General features: G+C 52.3%; 7 protein-coding genes. All 7 read left to right on the top strand.

Features of this window, described 5'->3' with window-relative positions:
- Positions 1-150, top strand: a 150-nt coding sequence (locus VJY99_RS11900) for a hypothetical protein (RefSeq protein WP_324118675.1), incomplete at its 5' end; no start/stop codon positions are given.
- Positions 137-1,624 carry a UDP-N-acetylmuramoyl-L-alanyl-D-glutamate--2,6-diaminopimelate ligase gene (gene murE / locus VJY99_RS11895; RefSeq protein ID WP_324118672.1) on the top strand — a complete coding sequence of 496 codons (1,488 nt, stop codon included), beginning with the start codon at positions 137-139 and terminating at the stop codon, positions 1,622-1,624. The genes VJY99_RS11900 and murE, both read left to right, overlap by 14 nt.
- Positions 1,621-2,979: a UDP-N-acetylmuramoyl-tripeptide--D-alanyl-D-alanine ligase gene (gene murF / locus VJY99_RS11890; RefSeq protein ID WP_324118670.1), complete on the top strand. Its 1,359-nt coding sequence runs from the start codon at positions 1,621-1,623 to the stop codon at positions 2,977-2,979. Before murE ends, murF begins: the two co-directional genes overlap by 4 nt.
- Positions 2,973-4,055 carry a phospho-N-acetylmuramoyl-pentapeptide-transferase gene (gene mraY / locus VJY99_RS11885; RefSeq protein WP_324118668.1) on the top strand — a complete coding sequence of 361 codons (1,083 nt, stop codon included), beginning with the start codon at positions 2,973-2,975 and terminating at the stop codon, positions 4,053-4,055. The genes murF and mraY overlap by 7 nt, the downstream gene beginning before the upstream one ends.
- Before the next feature lie 2 nt (positions 4,056-4,057).
- Positions 4,058-5,374 (top strand): UDP-N-acetylmuramoyl-L-alanine--D-glutamate ligase, encoded by a 1,317-nt coding sequence (gene murD, locus VJY99_RS11880; protein ID WP_324118666.1) that lies wholly within the window; start codon positions 4,058-4,060, stop codon positions 5,372-5,374.
- Complete coding sequence (gene ftsW, locus VJY99_RS11875; RefSeq protein WP_324118664.1) at positions 5,374-6,618, top strand: cell division protein FtsW; 1,245 nt, start codon at positions 5,374-5,376, stop codon at positions 6,616-6,618. The genes murD and ftsW overlap by 1 nt, the downstream gene beginning before the upstream one ends.
- A partial coding sequence (locus tag VJY99_RS11870) for a glycosyltransferase (RefSeq protein ID WP_324118674.1) occupies positions 6,615-6,725 on the top strand: 111 nt, incomplete at its 3' end. The genes ftsW and VJY99_RS11870, both read left to right, overlap by 4 nt.

The following is a 6,725-nucleotide window of genomic DNA, read 5'->3' as shown; positions in this document are numbered from 1 at the left end:
TATTACGGTGGTGCCGTCTCTGCACCTGTGTTCGGTGCCATCATGGGCGGCGTTCTGCGCACCATGAATATCGAACCGGATGCTTTGGCGACAGGTGAAAAAAGTGAATTTGTAATTAATCAAAAAGAGGGAACAGGTGGCAGATCGTAATTTGCGCGACCTTCTCGCTCCGTGGGTGCCAGCGCTACCTGCGAGAGCTCTGCGAGAAATGACACTCGATAGTCGCGTGGCGGCATCGGGCGACCTTTTTGTGGCTGTAGTCGGTCATCAGGCGGACGGGCGTCGATATATCCCGCAGGCAATAGCGCAAGGTGTCGCCGCTGTCATTGCTGAAGCCGAAGGTGAAGCAGCGGATGGCGAAATCCGTGAAATGCACGGTGTGCCGGTGATTTATCTGAGCCAACTGCATCAGCGCCTTTCTGCTCTGGCAGGGCGTTTTTACCATGAGCCCTCGAGTGCATTACGTCTGGTTGGCGTGACCGGGACTAACGGTAAAACCACCACCGCACAATTGCTTGCGCAGTGGAGCCAGTTATTAGGTGAAACCAGTGCCGTTATGGGTACTGTGGGTAACGGCCTGCTCGGAAATGTAAAACCAACTGAAAACACCACCGGTTCTGCCGTTGATGTACAGCAAGTGCTTGCTAACCTTGCAGAGCAAGGTGCGAGCTTTGCCGCCATGGAAGTTTCCTCTCATGGTCTGGTTCAACATCGTGTTTCCGCTCTGAAGTTTGCCGCCAGTGTGTTCACCAACCTTAGCCGTGACCATCTTGATTACCATGGTGATATGGCGGGCTACGAAGCGGCCAAATGGTTGCTGTTCTCTGAACACGATTACGGCAATGCCATCATCAATGCTGATGATGAAGTCGGACGCAATTGGTTAGCGCGTTTACCTGACGCCGTTGCGGTCACGATGGAAGATAATTTACAGCCTGGCTGTCGTGGCCGTTGGTTGAAAGCAACCGATGTGCATTATCACGATGACGGGGCGACTATCCAGTTCAGCTCCTCCTGGGGCGACGGTGAAATTGAAAGCCGTCTGATGGGAGCCTTCAATGTCAGCAACTTGTTGTTAGCGTTGGCAACCCTATTAGTACTGGAATATCCCCTTGAAGAACTGCTGAAAACGGCACCGAGTCTGCAACCTGTATGTGGACGTATGGAAGTTTTCAGTGCACCAGGTAAACCGACGGTCGTGGTGGATTATGCCCACACGCCGGATGCGCTGGAAAAAGCGTTGCAGGCTGCCCGTCTGCATTGCAGTGGTAAGTTGTGGTGCGTATTCGGTTGCGGTGGCGATCGCGATAAAGGCAAGCGTCCTATTATGGGCGGCATCGCTGAACAGTTTGCGGATGTTGTGGTTGTTACCGATGACAACCCTCGTACTGAAGAGCCGAATGCGATTGTGGCTGACATTCTGGTAGGCATGTTGGATGCGGGGCGTGCGCATGTGGTTTCAGGTCGTGCCGAAGCGGTAACCAACGCTATCATGCAGGCGAAAGAAAATGATGTGGTTCTGCTGGCAGGTAAAGGCCATGAGGACTATCAGATTGTTGGTGTGCGCCGCCTGGACTACTCCGACCGCATCACTGCCGCCCGTTTGTTGGGGGTTATGGCATGATCCGCGTTTCATTAAGCCAGCTCGCGACTGTATTGCATGGCGAATTGCACGGGGCTGATGCCGAAATCTTTGATGTCACCAGCGACACACGCAAATTAACCCCTGGATGTTTGTTTGTTGCATTAAAAGGCGAGCGCTTCGATGCGCACGACTTTGCACAAGATGCAGTGAACGGTGGGGCTGGGGCATTGCTGGTTTCCCGTAAGCTGGATGTTAACGTCCCACAACTCGTGGTTGCGGATACGCATCAGGCATTCGGCGAATTGGCCGCCTGGGTTCGTCAGCAGGTTCCCACGCGCATTGTTGCGTTGACCGGTTCTTCTGGCAAAACCTCTGTAAAAGAGATGACTGCAGCGATTTTGCGCGAGTGCGGAAACACGCTATACACCGCAGGAAACCTGAATAACGATATTGGCGTGCCAATGACGTTATTACGCCTGACGCCAGAATATGAATATGCGGTCATTGAGCTGGGTGCAAACCATCAAGGTGAAATCGCCTGGACGGTAAATCTGACGCGCCCGGAAGCTGCTTTGGTCAATAACCTGGCAGCCGCGCATCTGGAAGGTTTTGGCTCACTGGCAGGCGTTGCGAAAGCAAAAGGCGAGATTTTCTCCGGTCTGTCAGCAAATGGCATCGCGATTTTCAATGCAGATAATAATGATTGGCTGAACTGGCAAGAGATCATTGGTGAGCGCAAAACCTGGCGCTTCTCACCTAATGCAAGCGACAGCGATTTCACGGCGACCAATGTGCATATCACTGTGCATGGCACCGAGTTCACAATCAAAACGCCAGTTGGCGATATTGATGTGACGTTGCCGCTTCCTGGCCGCCATAACATTGCAAACGCACTGGCTGCGACGTCGCTTGCGATGGCTGTGGGTGCGTCACTGGAAGCGGTTAAAACAGGTCTTGCCGACTTAAAAGCGGTTCCAGGGCGTTTGTTCCCGATTCAACTTTCTGAAAACCAACTTCTGCTCGACGACAGTTACAACGCCAATGTGGGGTCGATGACTGCCGCAGTGCAAGTGCTGTCAGAAATGCCTGGTTTCCGTGTGATGGTTGTCGGGGATATGGCTGAGCTTGGTGATGAATCTGTTAAGTGCCATCGTCAGGTGGGCGAAGCCGCGAAAGCGTCTGGCATTGATTGCGTACTGAGTGTGGGCACACTGAGTAACACACTTAGTCTTTCCTCTGAAGTTGGCAAACATTTTACCGATAAGCTTTCTTTAATCGCGCACCTTAAGGCGTTAATCGCTGAGCATTCGATTATTACTATTTTAGTGAAGGGTTCACGTAGTGCCGCTATGGAAGAGGTAGTACGCGCATTACAGGAGAATGGAACATGTTAGTTTGGCTGGCCGAACACTTGGTCAAATATTATTCCGGCTTTAACGTCTTTTCCTATCTGACGTTTCGCGCCATCGTCAGCCTGCTGACTGCTCTGTTCATTTCGTTATGGATGGGGCCGCGTATGATTGCTCGTTTACAGCAACTTTCTTTCGGCCAGGTTGTGCGTAATGACGGCCCTGAGTCTCATTTCAGTAAGCGCGGAACTCCTACGATGGGTGGGATTATGATCCTGACTTCTATCGTTATTTCCGTATTGATGTGGGCATATCCATCCAACCCATATGTCTGGTGCGTGTTGTTCGTGCTGGTCGGCTATGGTGCGATTGGCTTTGTCGATGATTACCGCAAAGTCGTGCGCAAAGACACTAAGGGCTTGATTGCCCGCTGGAAGTATTTCTGGATGTCCGTCATCGCGTTGGCTGTGGCCTTCACGATGTACACTGCAGGGAAAGGAACGCCAGCCACCGAGCTGGTTGTGCCGTTCTTTAAAGACGTGATGCCTCAGCTTGGCCTGTTTTATGTGCTGCTGGCGTACTTTGTTATCGTTGGCACCGGTAATGCGGTAAACCTGACGGATGGCCTCGACGGCCTGGCGATTATGCCAACCGTGTTAGTGGCATCCGGTTTTGCGCTAGTGGCTTGGGCAACGGGTAACATTAAGTTTGCTGGATATCTGCATATTCCTTATCTGCGCCACGCCGGGGAGTTGGTTATCGTCTGTACGGCGATCGTGGGTGCTGGGCTGGGTTTCTTGTGGTTTAACACCTATCCAGCGCAAGTGTTTATGGGCGATGTGGGCTCTCTGGCTCTGGGCGGTGCGCTCGGGACTATCGCCGTATTGCTGCGTCAGGAATTCCTGTTAGTGATTATGGGCGGTGTGTTTGTTGTTGAGACACTATCAGTCATCTTGCAGGTCGGCTCCTTCAAATTACGCGGGCAGCGCATTTTCCGTATGGCCCCGATTCATCACCATTATGAGTTGAAAGGTTGGCCGGAACCACGCGTCATTGTGCGCTTCTGGATTATTTCGCTGATGCTGGTCCTGATTGGCCTGGCTACCCTGAAGGTGCGTTAACTATGGCTGATTATCAGGGTAAAAAAGTCGTTATTATCGGATTAGGCCTCACCGGCCTTTCCTGCGTGGATTTCTTCCTTGCGCGTGGTGTGACACCACGTGTGATGGATACCCGCATGACACCACCTGGACTGGAAAAACTGCCAGAAGCGGTGGAACGACATACTGGCTCACTCAATGAAGACTGGTTGTTAGCGGCTGACTTGATTATTGCCAGCCCTGGTATTGCAGTAGCCCATCCAGCTCTGAGTCGTGCAGCAGATGCAGGCGTTGAGATAATCGGTGATATCGAACTCTTCTGTCGTGAAGCGACAGCGCCGATTGTGGCTATCACCGGTTCTAATGGTAAGAGTACTGTCACCACTTTGGTCGGTGAAATGGCTAAAATGGCTGGCGTGAATGTGGGCGTAGGCGGAAATATCGGCTTGCCTGCCTTGATGCTGCTTGAACAAAACTGCGAGCTGTATGTGCTGGAGCTTTCCAGCTTCCAGCTAGAAACCACTTATAGCCTGAAAGCCGCTGCAGCGACCATTCTCAACGTGACTGAAGATCATATGGATCGCTATCCGTTTGGTCTGCAACAGTATCGCGCGGCCAAACTGCGCGTTTATGAAAACGCTGCGGTGTGTGTAGTGAACGCGGATGACGCGTTAACCATGCCAGTACGTGGTGCAGACGATCGTTGCATCAGCTTTGGCGTGGATGTAGGTGACTATCACCTTAACCATCAGCAGGGTGACACCTGGCTGCGGGTGAAGGGCGAAAAAGTCCTGAATACCCAAGAGATGAAAGTGGTGGGTCGCCATAACTACACCAATGCACTTGCCGCACTGGCGTTGGCTGATGCGGTTAAACTCCCACGCTCCAGCAGTCTGAAAGCCCTGACGACGTTCACAGGTCTTGCGCACCGCTTCCAGCTTGCATGGGAACGTAACGGCGTGCGCTGGATTAACGATTCCAAAGCAACCAACGTGGGCAGCACAGAAGCAGCGCTGAACGGTTTGCAGGTTGAGGGGACTTTGCATTTGCTGCTGGGCGGTGATGGTAAATCTGCTGATTTCTCTTCACTGACTCAATACCTGCAAGGGTCAGCGATTCGTATTTATTGCTTTGGTCGTGATGGCGCGGAACTCGCCGCGTTGCGTCCTGAGGTTGCCGAACAAACTGAAACCATGGCGCAGGCGATGAAACTGATCGCTGCTCGTGTACAACCGGGTGACATGGTTCTGCTGTCTCCGGCGTGCGCAAGCCTCGATCAGTTCAAAAACTTTGAGCAACGCGGTGATCAGTTCACCTTACTTGCGAAGGAGCTTGGCTGATGCGCTTATCTTTCCCTCGCCTGCGAATGCCAAGACTGCCAGGATTTGCCATCCTGAGTTGGTTTGCATCGGCATTAAAAGGCTGGGTGATGGGCTCCAGAGAAGCTGATTCAAATAGCATGGTGTTGTATGACCGCACTTTGCTATGGCTGACTTTCGGGCTCGCCGCTGTGGGCTTCATTATGGTGACTTCCGCGTCAATGCCCGTTGGGCAGCGTCTGGCTAATGATCCCTTCCTGTTTGCCAAACGTGACGGTCTGTACATCTTTCTGGCGTTTTTGCTGGCGTTAATTACCCTGCGTTTGCCGATGGATTTTTGGCAGCGTCACAGTACTGCAATGCTGCTGCTTTCTATCGCGATGTTGCTGATTGTACTCGTCGTGGGTAGCTCGGTTAACGGTGCGTCGCGTTGGATTGCTTTTGGTCCATTGCGTGTTCAGCCTGCGGAATTTTCTAAGCTTTCGCTGTTCTGCTATCTGGCCAACTATCTGGTGCGTAAGGTTGATGAAGTGCGTAATAACCTGCGCGGCTTCCTTAAACCAATGGGCGTGATTCTGGTGATGGCGGTGCTTTTACTGGCGCAGCCTGACCTCGGTACTGTGGTTGTGTTGTTTGTAACAACGCTTGCGATGCTATTCCTGGCGGGGGCCAAACTCTGGCAGTTCCTTGCCATCATCGGTATGGGTATTTCCGCTGTTGTACTGTTGATTCTTGCCGAACCGTATCGTATTCGCCGTGTGACATCCTTCTGGAATCCGTGGGAAGACCCGTTTGGTAGTGGTTACCAGCTTACACAATCTCTGATGGCATTTGGTCGCGGTGAATTGTGGGGGCAGGGTTTAGGCAATTCGGTGCAAAAACTCGAGTATTTACCGGAAGCGCATACCGACTTCATCTTCTCGATTATCGGAGAAGAGCTGGGATATATCGGTGTGGTGCTGGCATTATTGATGGTATTCTTCGTGGCTTTTCGTGCGATGTCCATCGGTAAGCGGGCACTCGAAATGGACCAACGTTTTGCTGGCTTTTTAGGTTGCTCCATCGGGGTCTGGTTTAGTTTCCAGGTGCTGGTAAATGTGGGCGCTGCGGCGGGGATGTTGCCAACCAAAGGTCTGACATTACCGCTGATCAGCTACGGTGGTTCAAGCCTGTTAATTATGTCTACAGCAATCATGATGTTGCTGCGTATTGATTATGAAACACGTCTGGCTAAAGCACAGGCGTTTACGAAGGGTGTGCGATGAGTAATCAAACCCGGCGGTTAATGGTGATGGCAGGCGGGACTGGCGGGCATGTGTTCCCGGGGCTTGCTGTGGCGCATCACTTAATGGACCAGGGCTGGCAAGTCCGC

Origin of the sequence: Buttiauxella sp., assembly GCF_035271705.1 — a bacterium.
In the GTDB taxonomy this organism is placed as follows: Bacteria; Pseudomonadota; Gammaproteobacteria; order Enterobacterales; family Enterobacteriaceae; genus Buttiauxella.
Note: the sequence above shows the minus strand (reverse complement) of the source record. Positions and strands in the feature narration are given on the sequence as shown.